We start from the raw sequence: 22,355 nt of genomic DNA, 5'->3' as shown, positions 1-22,355 counted from the left end.
GCCTTGAACAGCCTCTCCCTGGCCGGGTGGGAAGCCGCCCCGGCGAAAGTGAACCTCTATCTGCATGTCACCGGGCGGCGGGCGGACGGCTACCATCTGCTCGATTCCCTGGTGGCCTTCGCCGGCGCCGGCGACCGGCTGCGGCTGGAGCCGGCCGGGGCGCTGACCCTGACGCTGGAAGGCACGGAGGGCGCCGCCCTGGCCGCCGAGCCGGATAACCTGGTGCTGCGCGCCGCGCGCCTGCTGGCCGAGGCCGCCGGCATCGCCCCCACCGGGCTGCTGCGGCTGGAGAAGAACCTGCCGGTAGCTTCCGGCATTGGCGGCGGCTCGGCCGATGCGGCGGCGGCGCTGCGGCTGCTGGACCGCGCCTGGGGGCTGAACACCGCGCCGCAAACCCTGGCGGAGCTGGCCGCCCGCCTGGGAGCGGATGTGCCGGTCTGCCTGGAGAACCGCGCGAGGCGGATGCAGGGCGTGGGCGAGATCCTTTCCGCCGCGCCGGCCATGCCGGAATGCGGCATCGTGCTGGCCAATCCGCGCCTGCCGCTGCCCACCCCGGCGGTGTTCCGCGCGCGCCAGGGCGATTTCACGCCGCCCGCCGCGCTGCCGGACGGGTGGGCCGATGCCGGTGCCATGGCCCGCAGCCTCGCCGCCTGCCGCAACGACCTGGAAGCTGCCGCCATCGGCCTCTGCCCCCCGGTGGCGGAGGTGCTGGCGGCGCTGGCGGCTTTGCCCGGCTGCCTGCTGGCACGGATGAGCGGCTCCGGCGCCACCTGCTTCGCGCTGTTTCCGGATGCCGAAAGTGCAAAAAGCGCGGCGGCGATGCTGCCGGAAGCATGGTGGCGGTGGGGAGGGGGCTTTACGAATCCCCCTTGGCCCGCCTATTCAGCGCTGGCCGGTGGGGCGTAGCCAAGCGGTAAGGCAGCGGTTTTTGGTACCGCCATTCCCAGGTTCGAATCCTGGCGCCCCAACCACCCGGTTTTCCTGACAAGCAGCCGGCCAGACTTCCACCATCAGGCGGATGCCTGGTGGCCTGTGCCGGTCATGGCTTGACGCCGCCAGCGGGGCGCCCTTCGCGCCACCCTGGTGGCCGGGGCTGGTGGTCAGGCCGCGTCCCGGCGCGGCGGCTCACGGCCTTCGCGGGCCTGATGCGCGTAGATCAGGTCGATCAGGTCCGTCGCGGCGGCATCGACGCTGGCGGTCGTGCTCGCCATCAGGGTGGCGGTCAGGACCAGTTCCGATCCGTCACGCCGCCGCCGGCGGGTGAGAACCGCGAAGCGGGAGCCCAGGCGCTGCTTCAGTTCCTCGGCCGCCGCTTCCACGGCGACGTCGTCGGCACCCTGCAGCGTCACGCGGATGCCAGTCTGGCGGTTGTCCATCTCCAAGCCCCCCATGATGTCTGCGCCGACTGTGTCCGTCGCCGGGCCCCGCCGCCAGGGCGGAAAAGCGGGGATTACGGGGGAACCTGGGGATGACCGGGTGCGGGGGCCGTTATCCTGGGCCTTCGCACCGCCCGCCACCCCTCAGGCGGCGCGCACCTGGCCGACGAAGCTGGTCACCTCGCCGGTCAGCTGTTCGGACTGGCGCGACAGTTCCCCGGCGGCGGCCAGGACCTGGGAAGCGGCGGCGCCGGTGTCATTGGCATTGCGGCTGACCGCGCCGATGTTGCGCGACACCGCATCCGTCGCCTCCGCCGTGCGCTGCACCGTGCGGGCGATCTCGCCCGTTGCGGCGCTCTGCTCCTCCACCGCCGCCGCGATGGTGGTGGTGATGGTGCTCATGTCGTCGATGGCGGCGGTGATGCCCTGGATGGCGTTCACCGCCTCCTGCGTCGCGGCCTGGATCTGGCCGATCTGGGCGCTGATCTCCTCCGTCGCCTTGCTGGTCTGCTGCGCCAGGCTCTTCACCTCGCTGGCCACCACGGCGAAGCCCTTGCCGGCCTCGCCCGCCCGCGCCGCCTCGATGGTGGCATTCAGCGCCAGCAGGTTGGTCTGGCCGGCGATGGAGGTGATCAGGCCCACCACCTCGCCGATCTTGCTGGCGCCCTCGGCCAGGGCGCGCACCGTCACATCCGTCTGGCGCGCCCGTTCCACCGCCATGCCGGCCACGCCGGAAGCCTGCGTCACCTGCCGGTTGATCTCGCCGATGGAGGCGCTCAGTTCCTCCGCCGCCGCCGCCACGGTCTGCACGCCGCCGCCGGCGAGCGATGCGGCATTGGTCACCTCGCCGGCCTGGGCATTGGTTTGCTGCGCGGTGGCGGACATGCTGCGGGCCGTGGCTTCCAGCTCCGTCGAGGCGGAGGACAGGATGCCCACCATATTGCCCACGCGGCTTTCGAAGTCGCGTACCAGCTTGTCCACCTGCGCGGCACGCTGCTCGCGCCCGGTGCGGCTGGCTTCCTGCTCGGCGCTCAGGCGGTCGGCGGCGATCATGCTGTCCTTGAAGACCTGCACCGCCGCCGCCATGCCGCCGATCTCGTCGCTCCGGTCGGTGCCGGGGACCGGCGCCGCCAGGTCTCGCTCCGCCAGCCGGCGCATCGCCGCCGTCATCGCCAGGACCGGCGCCGCGACGCCGCGCACCACCGCCATGCCCGTGGCGATGCTGAGCAGCGCCGCCAGCAGCATCGCCGCCACGATCCAGAGTTGCGCGGAGGCGCCCAGCTCCTGCCCATGCAGGCCGGCGGCCTTGCCGCCCGTCATCTGGAAGTTCCGCGCCGCCTCGATGGCATCGCGCAATCCGCCCAGCGCCGCGCTGGCGGGGCCGAAGAGCATCTCGGTCGCCCGCGCTTGCTCACCAGCCCGCACGGCCGCCACCATCTGGCGAGAAACATCCTGGTACTGGCGCCAGGCGCTATCCACGGCGGCGGCGAGCCGGCTTTCCTGACCAGGCAAGATCATCGGCCGGTATTCGGCCAGCGCCGCCTCGACCAGCCGGGTGCTCTCCTCCACCAGCCTGACCGAGTCGGCGACCTTGTCGCCCTGCCGCAGCAGCATCTGCGACTCCCGCGCGCGCAGCTTCTCGAATTCCATCGCGAGGTCGCCGAGCACGGTGCTGGAAGGCAGCCAATTGGTGGCGACATCCGCCGCGGCGGCATTCACATCGCCCAGGCGGAGCACGGCGAAGCTGCCGAGGCCGATGGCGCAGAGCATCACCAGCGAGAAGGCTGCCAGGATCTTGTTGCGGATGCTGAGGTGCAAAAGGAATTGGAACATGGTGGACCCAAGAAGCTGGAAAGCCGCAGCTTAGGTCGCGGGGATTAATGCCTCCTCTACGCGGCACAACAGGCGCCGGAGGACATCGGCCCAGGCCAGGGAAGGCGGCTGCCCGCCCTGGTCTCAGGCTGAGGTGATGATGGCCTTGATGCGGTTGGCCAGGGCTTCCATCGAAAAAGGCTTGGTCAGCACATGCGTGTTCGGCTCGAGCATGCCATTGCCCAGCACCGCGCTCTCGGCATAGCCGGTGATGAAGAGCACTTTCAGGGCCGGGCGGGTCTGCCGGGCCACATCGGCCATCTGGCGGCCATTCACATGGCCGGGCAGGCCAATATCGGTGATCAGCAGGTCGACGGGCACGTCCGACTGCAGCACCTTCAGCCCCGATGCACCATCGGCGGCCTCGATGGCGACATAGCCGAGTTCCTCCAGCACCTCGGCCACCAGCATCCGCACGGTGAGCTCGTCATCCACCACCAGCACCGTCTGCTCCGCCTCGGCGCGCGGGAGGCTGACCCTGCGGGGCGGCGGGGTGGCCTCATCGGCCTCGCCCAGGTGGCGGGGCAGGAAGATGGTGACGGCGGTGCCGCGCCCGACCTCGGACCGGATGCGTACCTGCCCGCCGGACTGCTTGGCGAAGCCATAGATCATGGACAGGCCCAGCCCGGTGCCCTGGCCGGTGGGCTTGGTGGTGAAGAAGGGGTCGAAGGCGCGCTCGGCCACATCGGGCGGCATGCCGGTGCCGGTATCGGCGACGGCAACCGCCACATACTCGCCGGGCTCCAGGTCATGCTGCCGCGCGGCGGCGCCTTCAAGCCGGATATTGGATGTCTCGATGGTCAGCCGCCCGCCATCCGGCATCGCGTCCCGTGCATTGATGCACAGGTTCAGGATGGCGTTCTCCAGCTGATTGGGGTCGCAGAGCGTCAGCCAGAGGCCCGGCGCCAGCACCGTCTCCAACTGGATGCCCGGGCCGACAGTGCGCTGGACCATGTCCACCATGTCGGCTGCCAGCTTGTTGGGCCTGGTGGGCTTGGGGTCCAGCGTCTGGCGCCGCGCGAAGGCCAGCAGCCGGTGCGTCAGGGCCGCCGCGCGGTTGGCCGCGCCCTGGGCCGAATTGATGTAGCGGTCGAGATCGTCGAGCCGCCCTTGGGACACACGCGCCTTCAGCAGTTCCAGGCTGCCGCTGATGCCGGTCAGCAGGTTGTTGAAGTCATGCGCCAGCCCGCCGGTGAGCTGGCCGACGGCCTCCATCTTCTGCGCCTGGAACAACAGCTCGCGCGACTGCTCGAGCTGCTGCTGCGCCTCGCGCCGCTCGGTCAGGTCGCGGGTGATCTTGGCGAAGCCCACCAGCGTGCCTTCGTCATAGATCGCGTCGATCACCACGCTGGCCCAGAAGCGCGTGCCGTCCTTGCGGCAGCGCCAGCCCTCGGCCTCGTAGCGGCCCTGGCTGCGTGCCGTCTCCAGCGCCCTCCAGGGCAGGCCGCTCTCGATGTCCTCGGGCGTATAGAAGCGGGAGAAATGCTGGCCGACGATATCCGCCAGCGTATAGCCCTTGATGCGTTCGGCGCCCGCGTTCCAGTTGCTGACCCGCCCATTGGTGTCCAGCATGTAGATCGCGTAATCCGTTACGCCTTCCACCAGAAGGCGGAAGCGCCTTTCGCTTTCCATGGCCACCAGCTGCGCCTTGCGCTGCTCGGTCATGTCGCGCGTGATCTTGGCGAAGCCGATGAGCTGGCCGTCCTGGTAGATGGCGTCGATCACCACCATCGCCCAGAAGCGGGTGCCATCCTTGCGCATCCGCCAGGCCTCGGCGGAAAAGCGCCCGGTTTCGGTGGCCGTCTTCAGGGCCTTCGCGGGCAGGCCGGCGGCGCGGTCTTCCTCCACATAGAAGCGGGAGAAATGCTCACCGATGATCTCATCGGCCGTGTAGCCCTTGATATGCTCCGCGCCGGAGTTCCAGCTCATCACATGCCCGCTCCGGTCGAGCATGAAGATGGCGTAGTCGACCACGCTCCGGATCAGCAGTTCATAGGTACTGGTGGTCAGGGACACCTTGGCTCTTTTCCTTCGGCCCCTTTGGTTCAAGGGCGCTGAATGCGGTTCTCGCGGCGTGTAAAGGTTGGGGCGGCGAAGATCACCCGCCGCCACCCTTGCACAAGATGCCTTCCCGCACCCTGCGCTTCAAACCTTCGAAATTCATGTGGATCATCGGCAATGCGTCCAGCCGCATCATCCTGATCGCGCAAACCGGAACGCGTCGGATACGGCGCCATCTTAGGTTGAACAGGGCGGGCGCGGCAATCGCCACATGACTGTGCGGTGCCGCGCGCGGGCCGCATTGCTCCCACCGGCAAGGGCAGGCGGCGCGTCACGCCGCGCTGCTGCCGGCCCGGGGGTGTTCCAGAAAGAAGCGCAGCATCTCGGCCGAGGCATCGGGGCCGAGCGGATCGGTATAGGACCCGGCGCTGCTGCCGCCGGACCAGGCATGCCCGCCGCCATGCACCAGCCACTGCTCCAGCACCGCACGACCCTGGCTGTCACGGTGGATGGTGCGGCGATAGGCATGGCCACCCGGCACCTGGCCCTGCTGCACCTCCTGGCTCAGCCCGCCAAGGTCGGATTGCGCGATGACTTGGTCGCCGTTGCGAGGATGCACCGTGGTGTCGCGGTCGGCATGGAAGACGATGGTGGGCACCGCGCCGCGCGCCTGCGCCATCCTGCCCGCCGCGCCCTGCCGCATGGCCGACAGCGCCGAGGGAAGGTCGCGCGCCGCGCCGCAGGCGAGGCCGGAATGCACCCCGGCGGCGGCATAGAGGTCAGGATAAGCGGAGGCCATAATCGCCGCCGCCGCGCCGCCGGCGGAAAGGCCCGCGACATAGACGCGGTTCGGGTCGACCGGCTGTTCACGCATGACCTGCCGCGTGATGCCGGCGATCAGCGCCGGCTCCCCCTGTTCCCGCGACTGGTCGCCGGGGCGGAACCAGTTCCAGCATTTCTGCGCATTCGCGGCGGGCGTCTGCGCGGGGTAGGCAACCAGGAAGCCATGCTCCTCGGCCAGGGCGTTCATGCGGGTGCCGGCGGCGAAATCATCCGGCGACTGCGTGCAGCCATGCAGCATCACCACCAGCGGCGCCGGTGTCGCCATCTGGCTGGGGATGTAGAGCTTGTAGGTGCAACGGCCGGCGGCGCCGCTGAAGGAGGCTTCCAGGAACTGCGCGCCGGCTGGCAAGGGCAGTTCCGGCCGCGTGCCGGGCTTGAGGCCCCATGCCGGCCGCGGGTGGGAGGGCGCCCAGCGGGCCTTCGGCCGGGCGGTGGCATCGGGCGATGCTTGCGGCGCCGGAAGCCGGGGCAGCCCGGGCTGGGGTACGGGCCCTGCGGCAGTGGTGGCGGGTGCATTCCCACCCAGGCGCTGCCGCAGCAGCACCATCGCCTCTGTCAGCCGGCCAGCGCGGGTGAGGCGGGTGGCCTCGAGCATGTCAGGCAGCAGCGAGGCGTTCATTCGGAAATCTCCAGGGCCGGTGGGCCCGTGTCAGGGAAGCAGGAAAAGCGGCAAGGCGTGCTCAGTGGATGCGGCCGGCCAGGGCGGCCTTAACCGCCGCGCTGGCCTGCAAGGCGCCAAGAACGGAAATCGAGGCAATGGCCGCCCGTGCCAGGTCGGGGGAAACATCCTCAGTGATGCTGACCAGCCCCAGGACGCGGATCTCAAGCTGCTGGCCTGCCGCCAGCGCCGCTTCCAGATCCGCGCGGCTGAAGCGCCGCAGGCCGAGGTCGAACTGCTTGCGGGCGACGGATTGCCGGGTGGCCTCGGCATGGCGCTCGATCTGGTTGCGGATAGCGGTGCGGATCAGGTCGGTGCGATTGGCGTAGAAGCCTTCCCGTACCAGCAGGTCGATATGGCCGAGGTCCACGTAGCCGAGATTGATTGTGATCTTCTCGCTCTCGCTTCCCGGCTTTGGCCCCGGTTCCCGCAATTCGCCAGCCACCGTTGCCATCCCTTCACCATCCGTGTGGATGGTAGATGGCCCCTTGGGTGCTGCAATCAAGCCATCTCAGCCAATGACCGCTAAACTAAACGGGGGGCAGGGTGGGCTCAGCGGCTCCTCGCGCCCCACATCAGGCGCCACCTCGGTCGGTAACGGCCCGCTTCATGGAGCGTTGCGCCAGAAGGAAACGGGGGCTCTGCCAGGGCGTTGCCATGGCATGAATGGAGCGCAAGCAACCATGACCCGTCACGATCTCTTGCCATCGGTTCTCGCGGACCAGGACCCAGAGCCCGCGGTGCCCGCGACGCCAACGCCCGAGCTACCCGGCCTGCCGCCTACCACGCCGGAGACACCACAGCCCACATCGCCGCCCGGTGCGCCGCCGGAACTGCCCGGCCTGCCGCCTTCCATCCCGGAGCCGCAGGGGCCAGGGCCGGAGACGCCCATGCCGTCCCAGCCGGCGGAAGTGCCGTCCATCAGCCCACCAGGGCCACAGATGCCGCAGCCGGTGGCCTGAACCATCGCAGGCGGGGCAGGAGAAAAAGCCCGCCCCGCCGGCCTTCAGGCGAGGCCGAGTTCCTTCAGCACGCTTTCGGTATCCGCCTGGTCCTTGGCGACGAAGGCCGCGAAGTCCTGGCCGGTGAGGAAGGCATCGTCCCAGCCGCGCGTCTTCAGGAGTTCCGCCCAGGCGGGGGTGGCGTGCAGCGCGGTGACGAAATCCACCAGTGTGCGCTGGCTGGCGGCGGGCACGCCCGGTGCCGCGAAGATGCCGCGCCAGTTGGTGGTGGTGACGTCGTAGCCGCTTTCCCGCAGCGTCGGCACATCCGGGTGCAGGCGGCGCGTGCCGCTGGTGGCCAGGGCGCGCACCCGGCCGGCGGCCATCTGCTCCGAGAATTCGCTCCAGCCCGCCACGGCGGCCTTCACCTGCGCCCCGATCACCGCCGATTGCGTGGCGCCGCCGCCGGGGAAGGAGACGAATTGCGCCTCCAGCGCCTTCCGTCCCAGCGCCTTGAACAGCAGGCAGAGCACGACGTGGTCCACCGTGCCGCCGCCGGCGCCGGCGATGGGAATGCCGCGCGGCTCGGCCCGCAGGGCTTCCGCGAATTGCCGGATGTCGCGGAACTCGCTGTTGGCGGGCACCACGATCACGGCGGCTTCCTCGGTCAGCCGCGCCACCGGCACCACGTCCTTCAGGCTGACTGGCGACTTGCTGGCGATGGCGGAGCCGACGACGCTGGAGCCCGCCACCAGCAGGCTGTCCGCCTTGCCGCGCCGCTGCGTCACGAAGCGCGCCAGACCGACGGTGCCGGCGCCGCCCGGCAGGTTCTCGAACTGGAAGCGGCCGACCAGCCCGGCCTGGGTGGCGACATGCTCGATGGCCCGCCCCAGCCCGTCCCAGCCGCCGCCGGGCGCGGCGGGGACCAGGATGTTCAGGCCGGGCAGGGCCTCGGCGGCGCCGGCCGGGCGCGGGAGCGGCAGGAATGGCAGCGCGGCGGCGGCGGCGATCAGGCTGCGGCGGTTCATGTTGGACGTTCCTTGTTGTTGCGCGCGGGCCGCCCCTTGCCGGTCTGTCGCCGGCATGACGGGGCGGCCGGTGTGTTCATCCGGGAAAGAGCACCCTGCCTTCCATCAGGCGGCGGGCGGTGCGGTAGACCACGGCTTCCTCGGCCAGCAGCGCGCCGCCCTCCAGCCGTGTGCGCGCCGTGACGGGCAGGATGCCGGAAGGATGCGCGACGCGGAGATCCTCCTCCGCTCCGCGCGGCCGGGCCAGGCGTCGCACCAGGCTGCCCGGCACCCGCGCCGCGACAGCGAGGCACATGGCGCCGGTCAGCGGCGTTGCCTTGTGCGGTTGCCCGGCGGAGATCATGCGCGCCAGGATATCCATGGACGCGGCGGGCAGGGTGTTGCCATCGCCCGCCGGAGCATCCCGCGGCGGCGCCAGCAGCGCGACCTGGGGCAGGTTCCGCAGGCGCGCGCGGGCTTCCTCGATATCCCGCACCAGCCCCATCGCCAGGGCGGCGGCGGCGCGGATATCCTCGAACTGCGCCAGCCGCTCCGGCGTGCTCAGCGCTGCCGGGCTCTCGGTGCCGGAAAGCCCCAGCGCCTCGGCGGCGACAAAGACCACCGGATTGGCGGCATCCACCATCGAGGCATCGATGAGGCCCAGCCCCGGAACGTCCAACCGGTCCAGCGCCCGGCCCGTCGGCAGCAATTGCCCGGTGGCGGCACCACCGGGGTGCAGGAAGGCCAGGCGGATGGGCGCGGCGGTGCCGGCGATGCCCTGCAGGGCGAAGTCGCCGCGCGGCGCCAGCCGGCCATCCTCCAGCGGAAAGCGCGCGACGATGATCTTGCCGGTATTGGTGTTGTGGATGCGCACCGTGGCTTCATCGCCGCTGGCCGGCACCAGCCCTTCCTCCACCGCGAAGGGCCCGACGGCGGAGGAGATATTGCCGCAATTGCCGCGATAGCCGACCACCGGCGCATCCACCTGCACCTGGGCGAAGGTGTAGTCCACATCAGCATCGTCCCGCGTCGGCGGGCCGATGACGGCGATCTTGGAGAGCGAGGAGATGCCGCCGCCCATGCCGTCGAGCTGCCGCCCGTTCGGGTCGGGACTGCCGAGGGCGCCAAGGAAGATCGGGTCCCATTCCGCCTGGGCCGCCGGCAGGTCGCGGCGGTGGAAGAACAGGGCGCGGCTGGTGCCGCCGCGCATGTAGACAGCGGGAAGACCGCGCAGGCTCATGCCGCCTGTTCCTGTGCCGAGAGGTTGCGCAACATGAAGGGCAGGATGCCGCCCGCGCGCCAGACACGCGCGTCGTAGCGGCTGTCGAGGCGGCAGAGCAGGGGCAGGATCTCCGCCCGCCCATCGGTGCGGCGCAGCGTGGCGCGCAGTATGGCGCCGGGCTGGGCCTGATGCTCCAGCTCCTCGATCTCGAACAGCTCGGAACCATCCAGCCCCAGCGTCAGCCGCGTCGTGCCGCCGGTGAATTCCAGCGGCAGCACGCCCATGCTGACGAGGTTGGAGCGGTGGATGCGCTCGAAGCTTTCTGCCACCACCGCGCGCACGCCCAGCAGCGCCGGGCCCTTCGCCGCCCAGTCGCGGGAGGAGCCGGTGCCGTATTCCCGCCCCGCCACCACCACCAGCGGCACGCCCTCGGCCTTGTAGCGCGTGGCGGCGTCGAAGATCGTCATGGCCTCGCCGCTGGGCATGTGGCGTGTGAAGCCGCCTTCCTGGCCGGGCACCATCTCGTTCCGCAGGCGGATATTGGCGAAGGTGCCGCGCATCATCACCTCATGATTCGCGCGGCGGGCGCCATAGGCATTGAACTCGCCGGGCGAGACCTGTTGTTCCGCCAGGAAGCTTCCGGCCGGGGATTGCTGCGGGATGGCGGAAACCGGGGAGATGTGGTCGGTGGTGATGCTGTCTCCCAACAGCAGCAGCATTCGCGCGCCGGAAAGGGAGGGCGGCGGCGGCTCGCCCTGTGGCAGCGCGTCGAAATAGGGCGGGCGGCGGATATAGGTGCTGCCCGGCATCCAGGCGAAGCGCGTGTCGCCGCCGGCGGGCAGGCCGCGCCAGGCATCATCGGCCTGGAAGAGCGGCGCATATTCCTGCCGGTAGAGCTCGGGCGAGATGGCATCGCGCAGCACCGCCTCGATCTCGCCGGCACTGGGCCAGAGGTCGCGCAGGAAGACATCGCGGCCCTCGCGGTCCTGGCCGATGGGTTCCGTCGTCAGGTCGCGCGTCACGCGCCCGGCCAGGGCATGCGCCACCACCAGCGGCGGCGACATCAGGTAGCCGGCGCGGGCCAGCGGGTGGATGCGCCCCTCGAAGTTGCGGTTGCCGGAGAGCACGGCGCAGGCCACCAGGTCGTGTTCCTTGATGCGCACCGAAACATCCTCCGCCAGCGCACCGGAATTGCCGCCGCAGGTGCCGCAGCCGAAGCCGGTGAGGTGGAAGCCCAGCGCATCCAGGCTGCGCTGCAGGCCGCTGGCCTCCAGGTAGCGCGCCACGACGCGGGAGCCGGGGGTGAGGGAGGTCTTCACCCATGGCGGCACCGCCATGCCGCGCGCCACGGCCTTCTGCGCCAGCAGCCCGGCGCCCACCATCAGCGCGGGGTTGGAGGTATTGGTGCAGGAGGTGATGGCCGCGATCACCACCGCGCCATCTCCAAAACCGTCCTGCCAGCCATGCCCGGCGTCACGTTTGGTGAAGTTGCCGAGGCTTTCGGGAATGTTGGCCAGCGGCACGCGGTCCTGCGGCCGGCGCGGGCCGGCGACGCTGGGCTTGACCTCGGACAGGTCGAATTCCACCAGGGTGGCGAAGCGTGGCTCCGGCGCGCCCGGCTCTCGCCAAAGTCCCTGCGCGCGGCAATAGCTTTCCACCAGCGCCACCTGATCTGCCGCGCGGCCGGTGTCGCGCAGGTAGTCCAGCGTCACCCGGTCCACCGGGAAGAAGCCGCAGGTGGAGCCGTATTCCGGCGCCATGTTGGCGATGGTGGCGCGGTCCGCCAGCGTCAGCGCGCCATCCAGCGCCGGGCCGGTGAACTCGACGAATTTCTCCACCACCCCCAGGGCGCGCAGCCGCTGCGTCAGGGTCAGCACCAGGTCGGTGGCGGTGGCGCCGGGGGGCAGGGTGCCGGTCAGCCGCACGCCCACCACCTGCGGCAGGCGGAAGACCAGCGGCTGGCCCAGCATGGCGGCCTCGCCCTCGATACCGCCGACGCCCCAGCCCAGCACGCCTAGCGCATTGACCATGGTTGTGTGGATGTCGGTGCCCACCAGCGTATCCGGGTAGGCGAGCGTCCGCCCACCCTCCTGCCGTGTCCAGACCACCTGGGCCACGTGTTCCAGGTTCACTTGGTGCAGGATGCCGCCGCCGGGCGGGGCCACGCGGAAATTGCCGAAGGCATCCTGCGCCCAGCGCAGGAAGCTGTAGCGCTCGGCATTGCGGCGGTATTCGTTGGCGACATTGCGCGCCATGGCATCGGGCGTGCCGGCATGGTCCACGATCAGCGAGTGGTCCACGATCACATCCACCGGGATCACCGGGTTCACCTTGCGGGCATCGCCGCCGCGCGCGGCGAAGGCATCGCGCATGGCGGCAAGGTCCACCATGCCGGGCACGCCGGTGAAATCCTGCATCAGCACCCGCGCCGGGCGGAAGGCGATGTCGCCGGGCGGCGTCTCGCCCTTGGCGGCGGCCAGCAGGGCGTCGATGTCGCGCTGCGTCACCGTGTCGTCGTCATAATGCCGCAGCAGGTTTTCCAGCAGCACGCGCAGGCTGAAGGGCAGGGCATGCAGCGTGGCCTCGCCGACGCTGCCGGGGAGGTCGATGCAGTCGAAGACCTGCTCGCCCAGGCGCAGGCTGCTGTGGCGGATCATTCCGGAAGTTCCTCGGCAGGAGAAGGGTTCTTGGCCGCCACGGCATCGAGCAGCGGCGCCAGCGCGGCATAGGAGGCGGTGACATGCCGCCGCATCTGCCATTCGGCCATGTCGGGGTCGCGGTCGGCGATGGCATCGAGGATGCGGCGATGTTCCACCACCGCGCGCCGCCCGCGCCCCGCCACCTTGCGAAGCTGGGAGCGGTAAAGGCGCAACTGCTGGTACAGCTCGCCGCAGAGCAGCCCATCCAGCAGGGCATTGCCGGCGGCGCGGGCGATGGCGACGTGGAAATCCTGGTCCATGGCGCCCAGGGCATTGGGTGCGTCGTCGCCGGTGGCGGCGATGCTGGCCTCCTGCCGCGCCAGGATATCGCGCAGCCGGGCGAGGTCGTCCTCCCGCATCGCCAGGGCGGCGCCGCGCGCGGCCATGCCTTCCAACGCCTCCCGCACCCCATAGATCTGCCGGAAGGTATCGGTGGAAAGCGTCACCACCCGCGCGCCCAGGCGCGGCATTCGCTCCACCAGCCGGCGTTCCTGCAAGCGGTTCAGCGCCTCCCGCAGCGGACCACGGCTGACGCCGTACTGGCGCGCCAGCACCGGCTCGCTGAGCTTGCTGCCCAGCGGGATCTCACCCTGGATGATGGCCTCGCCGAGCCGCTGGAACAGCGACTGCGCCAGCGCGCCTTCCGTCAGCGCATCAGCACTGATGTCGACATCTTGCTGCATCGGGGCGCCAGGGAAGCATGGAAGCGCCCGATAATCCAGCCGAAAGGCAGGAAGATGTCGACAACATCTCAGCCGGGCAGATGCGCCGGCATATTGTCCAGCAGCCGCACCTCACCCAGGCGAGCGGCGGCCAGGAGCCGTGCCTCACCGGCCTGGCCGGCGGGCCAGGGGCTCATGCTGGTGGGCTCCACAAGGGCCAGGTAATCGGGCGTGAAGCCATCCGCCCGCAGCGCCGCGGTCGCGGCTGCCAGGGTGTCCTCCGGCGGCGCGCCTGCGGCCATGGCCGCGATGGCATCCCGCATCCGCCGCGCCAGCACCGGCGTCAGCGCCCGCTCGGCCGGCGAGAGGCGGATGTTGCGGGAGGAGAAGGCCAGCCCATCCGCCTCCCGCACTGTGGAATGGCCGACGATCCGCACGCGCAGGTCCAGGTCCGCCACCATGCGCCCCACCACCTGGAGCTGCTGCCAGTCCTTTTCGCCAAACACCGCCACATCGGCGCCCGTCTGGTTGAAGAGCTTGGCACAGACGGTGGCAACGCCGCGGAAGTGCCCCGGCCGCGCCGCGCCCTCGAAGCCCGCCGAGGGGCCGCCTACCTCGATCACCGTGGCGGCGCCGGGCGGGTACATGACCTCCACCGGCGGCAGCCAGACCAGGTCGCAGCCCGCACCCTCCAGCTTCCGCAGGTCCCCGGCCTCGTCGCGCGGGTAGCGGGACAGGTCCTCGTTGGGATTGAACTGCAGTGGATTGACGAAAATGGAGACGGCCACGGCATCGGCATGCCGCCGTGCCTCCTCCACCAGGGAGAGGTGGCCGTGGTGCAGCGCCCCCATGGTGGGCACCAGCCCGATGCGCCGCCCGCCGCTCCGCAGCGAGGCCAGCGCCTCATTCAGTTCCGACAGGTTTCGCGCGATCTTCATGGCGCGCGCTCTGCCCGAGGATTCACCCGGGTGCAAGCCCGCCGCCGGCTGTCAGGACACTGGCAGGCCGATCAGCCGTGCCGCTTCCATCGCGGCCTCGCGGGATGGCGGCAGGATCGGGCGCTGGCCGTGGCTGAGCAGGATCACGCTGACCACGCGCGCGATCCATTCCACATGCATCTCGCGCGCCACCCAGAACCATTCGTCCGGCTGCCCGGCGGCGGTGGCGGCCTCCGCACGGGCGCGGGCCAGCAGCGACTCCAGTTGCTGCGCCATCCGCTCCCCCCGCATCGCCTCCCGGCATTCGCAGACAGCCTGGGAGGCACCCTCGAAGGACAGAGTCGCCTGGGGGCCACGGCGGCGCATCCGGGCTTCTTCCAGCGTGTCATCCAGCAGGATGTTGAGGAAATCCCTGATCAGCACCGCCGCCTCCGACCCGTCATGACTCAGCCTGGAGATGGCGGCGGCCGGCTTCAAGCGGAAGAAGCGTTGTTGCCGGCCTCGTGACGTGGGTTCAGGCGGCCAGCACCGCCTCGACGATGCGCTGCACCTCCAGCGCCTCCCGCAGCGTCGCCAGCCCCTGGGGCTCGCCGCGCGTCAGGGCGGCCAGCTTGTCCATCTGGCCGCGCAGCGTCATCGGGCGCATCCGGTCGTTGGGAATGGCGTCGGGGGCCATGTGCCAGGTGCCGTCGGCGCCCAGCCGTTCCGCGAGCGACCAGTTGCGCAGCCGGATGCTGCCGCCGGCGGCGGTGAGGGTCCAGCCATTCGCCTCATCCTCGGCGATCCGCCCGACGCTGCCGGACAGGCGCACGGGAATGCCCCCGGCCGTCAGCTCGGCCTGGATGGCGGTCTCGGACAGGTCGCCGCCGGGGAACTCCGCCTTGGCGGAGAGCAGCTGCATCGGCCCCATCTGCCGGCGCGTCAGGAACAGGAAATGCGACAGCACCTCCCGCGTGAAGCCGCCCTCGGCGCGGCGGGAGAGCCAGGTGGAGGCATCCTGCTGCCAGCCGCGCGGCCAGCGGGCGAAATGCGCCTCCACCTCCAGCCGCTGCGGCGCGCCGATCTCCTGCCGCCAGGCGGCGATCTGCGCCACGGCGGGGGAGGAGGCCATGGGAAAGTTCACCCCGGCCCGCGCGCCCTGCGCCTCGGCTTCCGCCACGAAGGCCTCGGCCTCGACCAGGTCGGTGGCCAGCGGCTTTTCCAGCAGCACGGCCTTGCCGGCGGCGATGGCGGCGCGCGCCAGCGGCACGTGGGCGGCGGGCGGCGCCGCGATGTAGAGCGTGTCGCAGCCCGCGATCACCGTCGCCGCATCCGGTGCCATGCGCAGGTCCGGATCGATAGCGGCCAGCCGCGCGGCCGCTTCCGGCGAGGGGTCCCAGATGCCGGACAGGCGGAAGGCCGGGTGCGGCAGCGCCTGCCGTAGCAGCCTTTCGCCCATGATGCCGAAGCCGATGATGCCGAGGGCGAGCGCCGCCATGGAAACCTCATATCCACAATCGGCGGCAAACTAGGGCGCGGGCGGCGGGCGGGCCAGCCCCGGCGGCGCGGGCGCATTGCGGCGGGGGCGGCAAGCCGGGCATGATCCGGCGCATGTATGCCGACCCGCACCACCTTTCCAGCATCGTCGCCGCCTTCCTGCTGGCCTTCCCAGCACTCTTCTCCATTGTCAATCCGCTCAGCGGCGCGCTGATCTTCAACCACGTGATGGAGGAGCGCGGGCTGGCGGAGCGCAACCGGCTGGCGCGCCGGGTGGGCTTCTATTCCCTGATCGTGCTGCTGGTCTCGCTCTGGGGCGGCGCCTATGTGCTGAATTTCTTCGGCATCTCGCTGGGCGCGCTGCGCCTTGCCGGCGGGCTGGTGGTGGCGGTGCGCGCCTGGAGCCTGCTGAACGCGCCGGAGGAACACGAGGCCCGCAAGGAACAGCAGGCCGCGCCCGCCGGGGATGCCGAGGACGTGGCCTTCTTTCCCCTGACGCTGCCCTTCACCACCGGGCCGGGCAGCATCGCGGTGGCCATCGCCCTGGGCTCCACCCGGCCCCGCGCGGGGGAGCCGGGGCAATGGACCTTCCTGCTGGGCGTGACGGCGGCGGCGGTGGCGATGGCCGCCTGCGTCTGGATCTTCTACAGCTCCGCCAGCCGGCTGGTGGCGCTGCTGGGGCGGGATGGTGCGCGGGTGGTGAACCGGCTGGCGGCCTTTCTGCTGCTCTGCATCGGCGTGCAGATCGCCGTCAGCGGCGTGCAGGATGTGCTGACGCCCATCATCCACGGCGCCGTCTCGTCGCGCTGAGGGCGCCGGATGAGCGTCCGGCAGCCCCGCCGCGCCGCGCGCATCCCGCTCTTCCCGGCGGGCGGCGGGGCCATTCCCGCCTATGACCTTTACGGGGAGCCGCAGGCCCGCGCCTCGCTGGACCCGGTGCATCTGGAGGCGCTCTATACCCGCAGCCAGCGGCATGACTGGAGCATCCGCCCGCACCGCCACCGCAACCTGCATCAGGTCTTCTGGGTCCAGCAGGGCGGCGGCATCGTGCAGGGGGAGCGGCGGCGCTTCACCTTCACCGCGCCCTTCCTGCTGCTGCTGCCGGCGGGGGAGGTGCATGGCTTCCGCTACGACCAGCCCAGCAGCGGCTATGTGCTGACGCTGACGGATGCCTTCCTGGCCACCTGCCGCGGACTGATGCAGGAGTCCTGGCAGCCGCGCGAGAGCATCGCGCTGAACCTGCGCCAGCCTGACCCGCTGCGTCGCGCGCTGGATGCCGCCTTTGCGCAACTGGAACGCGACTTCCGCTGGAGCGGCCCCGGGCGGGGCGCGGCGGTGGCGGGGCATGTGCTCGTGGTCCTGTCGCTGCTGCAGCGGGCGGCGGCGGCCGAGGCCTCGGCGCGCCAGCCGCGCTCACCGCAGGCGGAGCTGGTGGCGCGCTTCCGCCGGCACCTGGAGGACCATTTCGTCGAACATGCCGGGCTGGCCGAGCATTGCCTGAAGCTGGGCGTCACGCCCAGCACGCTGACGCGGGCCTGCCGCGCCGTGACGGGACATTCGCCGCTGGAACTGGTGCATGAAAGGCTGCTGCTGGAGGCACGGCGGATGCTCAGCTACAGCTCACTGAGCATCTCGCAGGTGGCCTATGCGCTGGGCTTCGAGCCCACCTATTTCTCGCGCTTCTTCACGCGGCGCGAAGGCATCTCCCCCCTGGCCTTCCAGCGCGCGGCGCGGGGGGAGGATGTCAGCTCAGCAGATGCACCAGCCAGAGGCTGATGCCGGGGAAGACCATGCAGAGCGCCAGCCGCACCAGATCCGTCGCCAGGAAGGGCATGACGCCGCGATAGGTGCGGGCGATGGGAATATCCGGCGCCAGGGATGAGACCACGAAGACATTCAGCCCGATCGGCGGCGCCGTCAGCCCGATGCCCACCACGATCAGCACCAGGATGCCGAACCAGATGGCGGTGTCAGTGCTGTCCATGCCAAAATCCAGCGCCGTGATGACGGGAAAGAACACCGGCAGGGTCAGCAGGATCATCGCCAGCTCATCCATCACGGCGCCCAGCGCGATATAGGCCAGCAGCATCGCCGCCAGCACGCCATAGGGCGGGAAGCCCTGGTCCGTGATCCACATGGCCAGCAGGTCCGGCGCCTGGGACAGCGCCAGGAAGGCATTGAAGACCTCGGCGCCCAGCAGGATCACGAAGATCATGGCGCTGGTCTCGGCACTGGCGCGGATGCTGCCCAGGATGCCGCGCCAGCCCAGGGAGCCGCGCGCGACGCCCACCACCAGTGTTGCGATGACGCCGACGGCGGCGCTTTCCGTCGGCGTGAAGATGCCGCCATAGATGCCGCCGACCACAACGATCGCGATCAGCAGCACCGGCAGCACCGCCACCAGCGCGGCACGGCGCTCGGCGGCGGGCAGGGGCGGGGAGACGGGTGCCAGCGCCGGCCGCAGCTTCGTCACCACCGCCACGGCCAGCAGGTAGAAGCAGACCGCGATCAACCCCGGCACCAGCGCCGCCATGAAGAGCTTGGCAATGTTCTGCTCGGTGCTGATTCCGTAAACCACGAGGATCACACTGGGTGGAATCAGAACGCCCAGTGTGCCGCCCACCGCGATGGCGCCGGTGGAAAGCCCGGGGTCGTAGCCGAAGCGCCGCAGCTCCGGCAGCGCCGCGCGGCCCATGGTGGCCGTGGTGGCGACGGAGGAACCGCAGACCGCGCCGAAGGCGGCGCAGGCGCCGATCACCGCCATGGCCAGCCCGCCGCGCCGCCGGCCGATCACCGCATGGGCGGCGGTGAAAAGATCCCGCGCCAGCCCGCCACGTTCGGCAAGGCTGCCCATCAGGATGAACAGCGGAATAACCGAGAGCGTGTAATTGGCGAAGAGATGCCAGGGCGTGGTCTTGAGGTAGTTCAGCAGCGGGTCGAGCCCGACGATGTGGTGGTAGCCGGCGGCGCCGGTGATCAGCATGGCGATGCCGATCGGTGCCCGCAGCGCGATCAGCACCAGCATGACGGCAAAGCCGGTGCCGGCCAGGACGAATTCCGGCGCCATCAGCCACGCCCCCGCAGCAGCCAGCCACACCAGCACAGCGCCACCACGGCCGTGGCGGCAAGGCAGGCGGCACCGATGCCGACGGCCCACCAGGTGGAAAGCCCCAGCACCATGGTGGTGGTGCCGGAGCGCATCGTCTCCAGCGCGCCCTGGGCCATGCGCTCCGCCAGCACCAGCAGGATCACGGTCCAGACCAGCATCCAGACGGCATCGATGCCGCGGTTGACGCGCGCCGGCAGCCAGGTGGTGGCGGTATCCACCAGGATGTTGGAACGTGCCAGCGTGCCATAGGCCAGGAAGCCGAAGGCGCCGAGGCCGGAGCCGATCGAGACCAGCTCGAAATCCCCGGCGATGGGCTGCCCCAGCAGCCAGCGGCAGAGCACGCTGGCCGTGGTCAGCCCCGCCGTGGCCAGCAGCACGACGCCGGCGGCCATGGCGAGGGCGGTGGCAAGGCGCTGCACCGGGCCATCGGGCACCGGCTCGGCCGGCGCGCTCACCCGGCCGCCGCGGCGTGCTGGGCAATCAGCGCCCGCGCCGAGGCTAGCAGCGCCGCGCCGTCGATGTTCTTTTCCTTCATGCTGTTCAGCCAGGAATCGACAACAGGCTGCGTCGCCTCCATCCAGCGCTTCTTCTCGGCCTCGCTGATGGCGCTGATCTGGTTGCCGCGGCGGCGCACCATCTCCTCCACCACGCGGGCCTGGTCGTCGTAAGGCGCGGCGGCGGCGAGGGCGGCGGGCATGCCGCTGTTGTCGTCGATCACCTTGCGCAGCTCGGCGGGCATGGATTCGTATTTGGCCTTGTTCATCGCAAGGATGTTGGTGGCACTGTAGAAGGTGGGCGTGCCGGGGATGGCGGTGTGGAAGCGCACCATTTCCTGCAGCTTGATGCTGGGCACCACTTCCCAGGGCACCACGGCGCCATCCAGCACGCGCTGGCTCAGCGCCTCCGGCACCTGCGGCACCGGCATGCCGATGGGGGCGGCGCCCAGCGCGCGCAAAGCCTCCCCGGCCAGGCGGGTGGGGAAGCGCAGCTTCAGCCCGCGCAGGTCCTCCATGGTGGCCACGGCGCGGTTGGCATGGATCAGGCCGCCGTCATGCGCCCAGACGGCGATGGGGTGAACCTCCCGCAGTTCCTCGGCCAGGTGCTGCTTGGCAAAGGCCTGCAGGGCGCGGGAATTCACCGAGGCCCGCGTATCGGCCACGAAGGGCAGCTCAAAGGCTTCCATGCGCGGGAAGCGGTTGGGCGTGTAGCCGGGCAGGGTCCAGATCAGGTCGGCCACGCCGTCGCGGGCCTGGTCGTAGAGCTGCGGCGGGGCTCCGCCGAGCTGCATGGAGGGAAAGACCTGGACCTTGATCCGGTTGTCCGATTCCTTTTCCACCTTCCGCGCCCAGGGCGTCAGGAAATAGCGCGGCACATTGCCGACCGGCGGCAGGAAATGGTGCATGCGCAGCGTCACCTCCTGCGCCCGCGCATCGGAGGGCCGCAGCAGCGCCGGCGCGGCCAGGAGGGCAGGCGCGGCATGCAGCAGGTTTCTGCGTCGGATCATGGCGTGGTCTCTCCCCGTCAGCGTGTTCTTCTGGCCGTCGCGATGCGCGGGGCCCGTGGCAGATCCACCATGGCGGGCGGCGGCGCATCCGGTGGCCAGGGACAGGGCCGGTGCCATTCCGACAGGGCGGCCTGCGCGGCGCGCGATTCGGGAGGATAGATGATTTCCGCCGCCTGCCTATGGCGGCGTGCGACGCGCGCGCGGAAACGCGCGCGCGCCGGGCTTCAGTGGCTGAAGCCCGGCGCGGTGCAGGAAGCGGCGGCGCCCGGAAGCCCCGGGCAGCGCGTCAGTCAGCGGGCGGCGAGGGAACTGTTGGCGCTGCCGACGGGAAGGTAGGCGACATCGCCCTCGGAGCCGCCGGTGAAGACGGGGATGCCGACGGCCCGGCGGGCGAAGCTGGGATCCTCGTGGATGATGCGCAGGCTGCGGTTGTTGCCTTCGAGGCGGACAAAGCCACCGCCGACGATGTTGCCGGCATAGCCGGCGGCGTATTCGACGGCGAAGCTCTCACCCTGGTTGATGACGGCCAGCGGCGCGGCGGAAGCGGCGGCGGAGGCGGCACCGAGGAGGGCGGTGGCGGCGAGCAGGGTGCGGAGAGCGTACATGGTGGTGATCCTTGGCTTTGGCCGGTTGACCCGGAGGTGCCGGGCTGTTGAGGAGTAGATACGCCGCGATTGCATCGCGCGCGACTATTCATTCGGTATGCCTGCCACGCGGAAACAGAGTGGGCGATAAAATCGCTTACGATACAGTTTGGCGCCGCTCGCTCTCAGGCGCCTCCTTGCATGAGGAGCGGATCGCACGGAGCATCGCCCCAGCAAGCGAAAGGATGGCGCGATGACCTGGTCGATCCTGGCCCATGACCCTGCCACGGGTGCCTTCGGCGTGACGGTGGCCACCTGCGCCTTCGCCGTGGGGGCCTCCTGCCCTTACCTGCGGGCGGGGGTGGGGGCGGTATCCACCCAGTCCTTCACCAACCGCTACCTCGGCCCTGCGGTGCTGGATGCCATGGAGCGCGGCCTGCCGCCGGATGCCGCCATCGAATCCGCCCTGGCCGGGGATGCCAACAGTGCCTACCGGCAAATCCATGCGATCGACCGCCACGGGCGCAGCGCCGCCTGGACCGGGCAGAGCTGCGTCATCTGGGCCGGTTCACAGGCCGCGCCGGGCTTCAGCGTCGCGGGGAACATGCTGGCGGGGCCAGAGGTGGTCACGCAGACCCTGGCCAGCCTTGTTGCACCCGCCAGCCTGCCGCTGCCGGAGCGCATGATGCTGGCGATGGAAGCCGGTCAGGCCGCCGGCGGCGACCGCCGCGGCCGGCAATCCGCCGCCATGAAGCTGGTTACCACGGAAGATTTCCCCGACCTCGACCTGCGGGTGGACGACCATGCCGATCCGCTGGCGGAACTGCGCCGGCTGATGGGCCTGTGGCAGCGCGAACGCGCGCCGTCCCTGGCCACGGGGCCGCGCAAGGCGGACCCTTCCGGCACCATCGACCGCGCGGCCATCCAGGCGGGATGGCAGGCGCGGGGGCTGGAGCTGCGCTTCGGCGACTGAAACACCAGGCTCCCTGGCTAACTGCTGATCCGGGCGCGGCGCTCAGGGGCAGGCGGGATCTCCAGGACCCCGCCCGGTCTTCTCAGACGTCTTGCAGCTTCTGCCGCGCACGCCGCAGCAGCCAGCCGGACAGGCCCGGCGCCTTGCCGATGGCATCCTGCAGTGCCGTCAGCTTCGCCTCGGCCTTGGAGCGCGCGACGGTGGCCTCCACCGCCTGGCCGCGCGCGACCTGGCGCCCTTCCTCCAGCTCCGCCAGCCGGCGGGCCAGGAAAGCATCGGCGCCGCTCTGCTCGACCTGGCGCAGCGCCGCGCGGGCTTCGGCCAGCTCACGGCGAAGCTGCGCGTTCTCGGCTTCCAGCTGCGCCGCGCGGCGGGTGCCGCCCTTGCCGGATTTCTGCGGTTGGCGGCGGCTCACGAGCGGCGGCCCCGGAACCCCGGGCCGGCCTTGCGATGGTCCATCGTGATGATGCTGGCTGGTCCGGTCACACTG

General features: G+C 70.6%; 22 protein-coding genes and 1 tRNA gene. 6 read left to right on the top strand and 17 right to left on the bottom strand.

Going from position 1 to position 22,355, the window contains the following annotated elements:
• The first annotated feature begins 3 nt into the window (after nucleotides 1-3).
• Both EBE87_RS03535 and EBE87_RS03530 read left to right on the top strand, forming a co-directional pair.
• Complete coding sequence (locus tag EBE87_RS03535; RefSeq protein ID WP_233553229.1) at nucleotides 4-906, top strand: 4-(cytidine 5'-diphospho)-2-C-methyl-D-erythritol kinase; 903 nt, start codon at nucleotides 4-6, stop codon at nucleotides 904-906.
• A tRNA-Gln gene (locus tag EBE87_RS03530) sits at nucleotides 897-971 on the top strand. The genes EBE87_RS03535 and EBE87_RS03530 overlap by 10 nt, the downstream gene beginning before the upstream one ends.
• 129 nt (nucleotides 972-1,100) lie before the next feature.
• On the opposite strand, the gene EBE87_RS03525 is transcribed toward EBE87_RS03530, so the two are convergent.
• The 5 genes from EBE87_RS03525 to EBE87_RS03505 form a co-directional block, all read right to left on the bottom strand.
• Complete coding sequence (locus EBE87_RS03525) at nucleotides 1,101-1,376, bottom strand: hypothetical protein (RefSeq protein ID WP_147426063.1); 276 nt, start codon at nucleotides 1,374-1,376, stop codon at nucleotides 1,101-1,103.
• 144 nt (nucleotides 1,377-1,520) lie between these two features.
• Nucleotides 1,521-3,209 (bottom strand): methyl-accepting chemotaxis protein, encoded by a 1,689-nt coding sequence (locus EBE87_RS03520; RefSeq protein ID WP_120638544.1) that lies wholly within the window; start codon nucleotides 3,207-3,209, stop codon nucleotides 1,521-1,523.
• 123 nt (nucleotides 3,210-3,332) lie between these two features.
• Nucleotides 3,333-5,264, bottom strand: a complete 1,932-nt coding sequence (locus EBE87_RS03515; protein WP_233553228.1) for a hybrid sensor histidine kinase/response regulator — start codon at nucleotides 5,262-5,264, stop codon at nucleotides 3,333-3,335.
• 316 nt (nucleotides 5,265-5,580) lie between these two features.
• Nucleotides 5,581-6,711, bottom strand: a complete 1,131-nt coding sequence (locus EBE87_RS03510; protein ID WP_120638543.1) for an extracellular catalytic domain type 1 short-chain-length polyhydroxyalkanoate depolymerase — start codon at nucleotides 6,709-6,711, stop codon at nucleotides 5,581-5,583.
• A gap of 61 nt (nucleotides 6,712-6,772) precedes the next feature.
• Complete coding sequence (locus EBE87_RS03505; RefSeq protein ID WP_120638542.1) at nucleotides 6,773-7,204, bottom strand: CopG family transcriptional regulator; 432 nt, start codon at nucleotides 7,202-7,204, stop codon at nucleotides 6,773-6,775.
• 229 nt (nucleotides 7,205-7,433) lie between these two features.
• Here EBE87_RS03505 and EBE87_RS03500 point away from each other — a divergent pair, with 229 nt between their 5' ends.
• Entirely contained in the window at nucleotides 7,434-7,712 is a 279-nt protein-coding gene (locus tag EBE87_RS03500; protein WP_120638541.1) for a hypothetical protein, read from the top strand.
• A gap of 44 nt (nucleotides 7,713-7,756) precedes the next feature.
• Here EBE87_RS03500 and EBE87_RS03495 read toward each other — a convergent pair whose 3' ends face one another.
• From EBE87_RS03495 to EBE87_RS03465, 7 genes are all read right to left on the bottom strand, one after another.
• A complete protein-coding gene (locus EBE87_RS03495) occupies nucleotides 7,757-8,719 on the bottom strand; it encodes a Bug family tripartite tricarboxylate transporter substrate binding protein (protein ID WP_120638540.1) in 963 nt (320 codons plus the stop codon).
• Nucleotides 8,720-8,795: 76 nt separating this feature from the next.
• Entirely contained in the window at nucleotides 8,796-9,938 is a 1,143-nt protein-coding gene (locus EBE87_RS03490; protein ID WP_120638539.1) for a 2-methylaconitate cis-trans isomerase PrpF family protein, read from the bottom strand.
• The gene (gene acnA / locus EBE87_RS03485) at nucleotides 9,935-12,577 is read right to left on the bottom strand and encodes an aconitate hydratase AcnA (protein WP_120638538.1); all 2,643 of its coding nucleotides are present in this window, start codon (nucleotides 12,575-12,577) and stop codon (nucleotides 9,935-9,937) included. Before acnA ends, EBE87_RS03490 begins: the two co-directional genes overlap by 4 nt.
• Nucleotides 12,574-13,302 carry a GntR family transcriptional regulator gene (locus EBE87_RS03480; RefSeq protein WP_199707397.1) on the bottom strand — a complete coding sequence of 243 codons (729 nt, stop codon included), beginning with the start codon at nucleotides 13,300-13,302 and terminating at the stop codon, nucleotides 12,574-12,576. The genes acnA and EBE87_RS03480 overlap by 4 nt, the downstream gene beginning before the upstream one ends.
• Before the next feature lie 68 nt (nucleotides 13,303-13,370).
• Nucleotides 13,371-14,219 carry a pantoate--beta-alanine ligase gene (gene panC / locus EBE87_RS03475; protein WP_120638537.1) on the bottom strand — a complete coding sequence of 283 codons (849 nt, stop codon included), beginning with the start codon at nucleotides 14,217-14,219 and terminating at the stop codon, nucleotides 13,371-13,373.
• A 51-nt stretch (nucleotides 14,220-14,270) separates the two neighbouring features.
• The gene (locus EBE87_RS03470) at nucleotides 14,271-14,696 is read right to left on the bottom strand and encodes a hypothetical protein (RefSeq protein ID WP_120638536.1); all 426 of its coding nucleotides are present in this window, start codon (nucleotides 14,694-14,696) and stop codon (nucleotides 14,271-14,273) included.
• A 37-nt stretch (nucleotides 14,697-14,733) separates the two neighbouring features.
• Nucleotides 14,734-15,696 carry a Gfo/Idh/MocA family protein gene (locus EBE87_RS03465; RefSeq protein WP_120638535.1) on the bottom strand — a complete coding sequence of 321 codons (963 nt, stop codon included), beginning with the start codon at nucleotides 15,694-15,696 and terminating at the stop codon, nucleotides 14,734-14,736.
• Between the two features lie 101 nt (nucleotides 15,697-15,797).
• On the opposite strand from EBE87_RS03465, the gene EBE87_RS03460 reads away from it, so the two are divergent.
• Nucleotides 15,798-16,505 carry a MarC family protein gene (locus EBE87_RS03460; protein ID WP_233553227.1) on the top strand — a complete coding sequence of 236 codons (708 nt, stop codon included), beginning with the start codon at nucleotides 15,798-15,800 and terminating at the stop codon, nucleotides 16,503-16,505.
• Nucleotides 16,506-16,514: 9 nt separating this feature from the next.
• The gene (locus EBE87_RS03455) at nucleotides 16,515-17,471 is read left to right on the top strand and encodes a helix-turn-helix domain-containing protein (protein ID WP_120638533.1); all 957 of its coding nucleotides are present in this window, start codon (nucleotides 16,515-16,517) and stop codon (nucleotides 17,469-17,471) included.
• Here EBE87_RS03455 and EBE87_RS03450 read toward each other — a convergent pair.
• From EBE87_RS03450 to EBE87_RS03435, 4 genes are all read right to left on the bottom strand, one after another.
• Entirely contained in the window at nucleotides 17,440-18,762 is a 1,323-nt protein-coding gene (locus EBE87_RS03450; RefSeq protein ID WP_120638532.1) for a TRAP transporter large permease, read from the bottom strand. The two genes, EBE87_RS03455 and EBE87_RS03450, sit on opposite strands and share 32 nt — an antisense overlap.
• Nucleotides 18,762-19,259, bottom strand: coding sequence for a TRAP transporter small permease (locus EBE87_RS03445; protein WP_233553226.1), 498 nt, complete (start codon nucleotides 19,257-19,259; stop codon nucleotides 18,762-18,764). The genes EBE87_RS03450 and EBE87_RS03445 overlap by 1 nt, the downstream gene beginning before the upstream one ends.
• Nucleotides 19,256-20,308, bottom strand: a complete 1,053-nt coding sequence (locus EBE87_RS03440) for a TRAP transporter substrate-binding protein (protein ID WP_120638531.1) — start codon at nucleotides 20,306-20,308, stop codon at nucleotides 19,256-19,258. Before EBE87_RS03440 ends, EBE87_RS03445 begins: the two co-directional genes overlap by 4 nt.
• A 290-nt stretch (nucleotides 20,309-20,598) precedes the next feature.
• The gene (locus EBE87_RS03435) at nucleotides 20,599-20,913 is read right to left on the bottom strand and encodes a hypothetical protein (RefSeq protein ID WP_120638530.1); all 315 of its coding nucleotides are present in this window, start codon (nucleotides 20,911-20,913) and stop codon (nucleotides 20,599-20,601) included.
• A 232-nt stretch (nucleotides 20,914-21,145) separates the two neighbouring features.
• Between EBE87_RS03435 and EBE87_RS03430 the strand changes: the two genes are divergently transcribed.
• Nucleotides 21,146-21,865 (top strand): DUF1028 domain-containing protein, encoded by a 720-nt coding sequence (locus tag EBE87_RS03430; RefSeq protein WP_120638529.1) that lies wholly within the window; start codon nucleotides 21,146-21,148, stop codon nucleotides 21,863-21,865.
• A gap of 82 nt (nucleotides 21,866-21,947) precedes the next feature.
• On the opposite strand, the gene EBE87_RS03425 is transcribed toward EBE87_RS03430, so the two are convergent.
• The gene (locus tag EBE87_RS03425) at nucleotides 21,948-22,280 is read right to left on the bottom strand and encodes a hypothetical protein (RefSeq protein WP_120638528.1); all 333 of its coding nucleotides are present in this window, start codon (nucleotides 22,278-22,280) and stop codon (nucleotides 21,948-21,950) included.
• Nucleotides 22,281-22,355: the final 75 nt, after the last annotated feature.

This window comes from Teichococcus wenyumeiae (assembly GCF_003696345.1).
Taxonomy (GTDB): Bacteria; Pseudomonadota; Alphaproteobacteria; order Acetobacterales; family Acetobacteraceae; genus Pseudoroseomonas; species Pseudoroseomonas wenyumeiae.
The sequence above is the reverse complement of the archived record's forward strand: the minus strand, read 5'-3'. Positions and strand labels throughout refer to the sequence as shown.

Coding starts and splice junctions, on each gene's coding strand:
- EBE87_RS03525 (WP_147426063.1), bottom strand. CDS start 1,376: ATGGACAACCGCCAGACTGGCATCCGCGTGACGCTGCAGGGTGCCGAC.
- EBE87_RS03520 (WP_120638544.1), bottom strand. CDS start 3,209: ATGTTCCAATTCCTTTTGCACCTCAGCATCCGCAACAAGATCCTGGCA.
- EBE87_RS03510 (WP_120638543.1), bottom strand. CDS start 6,711: ATGAACGCCTCGCTGCTGCCTGACATGCTCGAGGCCACCCGCCTCACC.
- EBE87_RS03505 (WP_120638542.1), bottom strand. CDS start 7,204: ATGGCAACGGTGGCTGGCGAATTGCGGGAACCGGGGCCAAAGCCGGGA.
- EBE87_RS03500 (WP_120638541.1), top strand. CDS start 7,434: ATGACCCGTCACGATCTCTTGCCATCGGTTCTCGCGGACCAGGACCCA.
- EBE87_RS03495 (WP_120638540.1), bottom strand. CDS start 8,719: ATGAACCGCCGCAGCCTGATCGCCGCCGCCGCCGCGCTGCCATTCCTG.
- EBE87_RS03490 (WP_120638539.1), bottom strand. CDS start 9,938: ATGAGCCTGCGCGGTCTTCCCGCTGTCTACATGCGCGGCGGCACCAGC.
- acnA (WP_120638538.1), bottom strand. CDS start 12,577: ATGATCCGCCACAGCAGCCTGCGCCTGGGCGAGCAGGTCTTCGACTGC.
- EBE87_RS03480 (WP_199707397.1), bottom strand. CDS start 13,302: ATGCAGCAAGATGTCGACATCAGTGCTGATGCGCTGACGGAAGGCGCG.
- panC (WP_120638537.1), bottom strand. CDS start 14,219: ATGAAGATCGCGCGAAACCTGTCGGAACTGAATGAGGCGCTGGCCTCG.
- EBE87_RS03465 (WP_120638535.1), bottom strand. CDS start 15,696: ATGGCGGCGCTCGCCCTCGGCATCATCGGCTTCGGCATCATGGGCGAA.
- EBE87_RS03460 (WP_233553227.1), top strand. CDS start 15,798: ATGATCCGGCGCATGTATGCCGACCCGCACCACCTTTCCAGCATCGTC.
- EBE87_RS03455 (WP_120638533.1), top strand. CDS start 16,515: ATGAGCGTCCGGCAGCCCCGCCGCGCCGCGCGCATCCCGCTCTTCCCG.
- EBE87_RS03450 (WP_120638532.1), bottom strand. CDS start 18,762: ATGGCGCCGGAATTCGTCCTGGCCGGCACCGGCTTTGCCGTCATGCTG.
- EBE87_RS03440 (WP_120638531.1), bottom strand. CDS start 20,308: ATGATCCGACGCAGAAACCTGCTGCATGCCGCGCCTGCCCTCCTGGCC.
- EBE87_RS03435 (WP_120638530.1), bottom strand. CDS start 20,913: ATGTACGCTCTCCGCACCCTGCTCGCCGCCACCGCCCTCCTCGGTGCC.
- EBE87_RS03430 (WP_120638529.1), top strand. CDS start 21,146: ATGACCTGGTCGATCCTGGCCCATGACCCTGCCACGGGTGCCTTCGGC.